The sequence below is a fragment of the uncultured Sunxiuqinia sp. genome, from assembly GCF_963974515.1.
Taxonomy (GTDB): Bacteria; Bacteroidota; Bacteroidia; order Bacteroidales; family Prolixibacteraceae; genus Sunxiuqinia.
In genome coordinates this window covers 1-2,694 of sequence record NZ_CAXBDD010000208.1, presented here as the reverse complement: position 1 = coordinate 2,694, position 2,694 = coordinate 1, and the positions used below count along the sequence as shown (strand labels likewise).

The following is a 2,694-nucleotide window of genomic DNA, read 5'->3' as shown; positions in this document are numbered from 1 at the left end:
CGGCTTGGTGTGCATGCTGTTTTTTATAACGATCATCACACAAGCTAGTGAGAAATATTCCAGTTCCAATGAGTCTGGAATTCCGGCATTGGACAATCCCATGTCCGTTCAGTACCTGAAAAAGAATCTTCGCAAATCGCAACCACGCTTGGTTTTAAACGCCAAAACTGAAAGGAATCTCAGAAATAAGCTGAAAGCCGACCCGGTCATTCAGAATATGTACAAGGCTATCCAGTTGAATGCAGCTGAAATCCATGACGAGCCCCTTTTGGAGCGAATCAAGACTGGCCGGCGGCTATTGTCGGTGTCCCGTGAAATGCTTTACCGCATGAACATGCTGGGAATGGTTTACCGGATCGATAAAGACCCGAAGGTTTTGCAGCGAATCAACGATGAAGTGGTTGCCGTTTGTAATTTTTCGGATTGGAATCCATCGCACTACCTCGATGTGGCGGAAATGGCGATGGCGGTGGCTATCGCCGTTGACTGGACAGCAGGCGACCTACCCGGGTCGACCATCAGATTGGCAAAAACGGCTTTGATTGAGAAGGGAATCATGCCAAGCTGGCCGGAGAACGGGAAAAATCCCAGCTGGGCTTATGGAACCAATAACTGGAACCAGGTTTGCAATGGCGGCATGATTGCCGCGTCTATTGTGATTGCCGAAGAAGAACCGGAACTTGCCGCAAAAACGATCCACCGGGCTTTGGAAGGCTTACCGCATGCGTTGGTTGAGTACGGCCCCGATGGTGTCTACCCAGAAGGTTCAACTTACTGGAGTTATGGGACCGGTTTTTCAGTTACCACTGCCGCTATGCTCGAAAGTGCATTCGGAAGCGACTTTGGTCATTTTGAATACCCGGCTTTTAAAGAGAGTGCTGTGTTTCGGGTGTTGATGAACGCCCCGTCAGGGTGGTATTACAATTTTGCCGATTGCGGCGACAGGCGGGGGGCACAGGGGGACATTACCCTTGCCTGGTTTGGCGCCAAAACGGGAAACGCTTCCTTTTTCGAAAAAGAACGGTTCTTAATGCCTGCCGAAGAAATGGGAAAACTGTCACGGCTTGCAGGTGCGGCTTTGGTTTGGCTGGCCCAATATGAAGAAAAGGGAGAAGAAAAAATCCCAATAGTATGGAAAGGCGAAGGTGCCAATCCCATCGTTATTTTTACCGGTGGAAAAAATGACCCACACCACTATTACTTCGGCGGTAAAGGGGGCCGCGGAATGGTAAACCACGGCAATATGGATGGCGGCTCGTTTATTTTTGAATTGAACGGCGTGCGCTGGTCCATCGATCCGGGAAATCAGAGTTATAATGAATTGGAAAAAACAGGATTCGATTTATGGGGCCGCTGCCAGACCTGCGAGCGCTGGACCCTGCTGACTAAGAACAATTACGGGCACAGTACCATCACCATCAACGATTCGTTGCACCGCACCGAAGGCTTGGTGACTTTAGCTGATCTCAAAACCGGTGAACAGCCTGAAGCTATATTTGACATGTCAGCAACTCTGGGTAATTTGGTTTCAAATGCGACACGGAAATTTGTGAAGGATAGCCCAACTTCGATTCTTATTGAAGATAACATTATAACCAACGACAACACGAAACTAATTACCTGGCAGATGATGACAACTGCCGATGTGGAAATCGTTGATGGCGGAGCAATCCTGAAACAGGACGGGCAAACGTTGAAACTTGAAAACCAATCGCATCCCGGACTAATGATTTCGGTTGTTTCGCTTGACCCGGCTCCGCTGGAGCTCGACCGACAGATTGAAGGCCTGAAACGTCTCGAAATCCGGATTCCGGCATGGACTGTTGTTGAGGGAAATATAAATATAAAAGTAAGGCTTTCAGAAAATTAAGCATAAAACTAACAAAGAATGCGAACGTACTTGACATTACTCCTCTTTACGATCCTTTCCGGGATTACCACATCTGGGATTTGCGTCTCCACCGATTTTGAGATCATAAAAAAGCGCGTGCTGGAATCTTTGACGGAATCTCCTGTAAATGATGAATCCGTTGAAAATCTTGTGAATTCGTTGCAGGCAAACGGTACTTGGCCTGGCATCGACTATCAAGATGTTTCGCGTGAAGGGTTTCAACACAGTCGCCACTCGGCCAATTTGGTCACGCTGGCAAGGGCTTACAACTCCAGATTATCGAAATTTCATAAAAACCGAAAAGTTAAGAATGCTCTTGAATTGGCACTCAAAAACTGGGTCGACCATGATTATATCTGCGATAACTGGTGGAACAACCAAATTGGTACTCCCAACGACCTGGTCCATGTGATGTTGCTTGTTGGCGACCAAATTTCGGAAGACTTGGTTGAAAAAGCAAAGCCGATCATTGGCCGGGCTCATATCGATGCACCAGGGGCCAGACCTGGCGGCGACCGCATTAAAATTGCTGGTATTCAAGCTAAAAACATGCTTTTTATTGGCGACAGGGAAACGTTCGACAAGGTCATTGAGGTCATTGAAAATGAAATAAAGTATGTGGAGTGGATTGGAAGTAATTATGGCTATACCTACCGGTTGCATACAGGCGGCTTCGCCAACCGGGGGGCTGGTGGTCGTGGAATCCAGTACGGCAACAGTTTTCATCACCGGACCGATGGCGTAAACAATACCCTTTCCTACGGCCTGAGTTATGCCGATGCTTTTGTGGAATGGGCCGTTTA

General features: G+C 47.8%; 2 protein-coding genes. Both read left to right on the top strand.

Features of this window, described 5'->3' with window-relative positions:
* The coding region (locus AAC033_RS18935; RefSeq protein ID WP_339741113.1) for a heparinase II/III family protein at positions 1-1,870 on the top strand (1,870 nt) is incomplete at its 5' end.
* 18 nt (positions 1,871-1,888) lie between these two features.
* Positions 1,889-2,694: hypothetical protein (locus AAC033_RS18930; RefSeq protein ID WP_339741112.1), on the top strand; the 806-nt coding region annotated here is incomplete at its 3' end.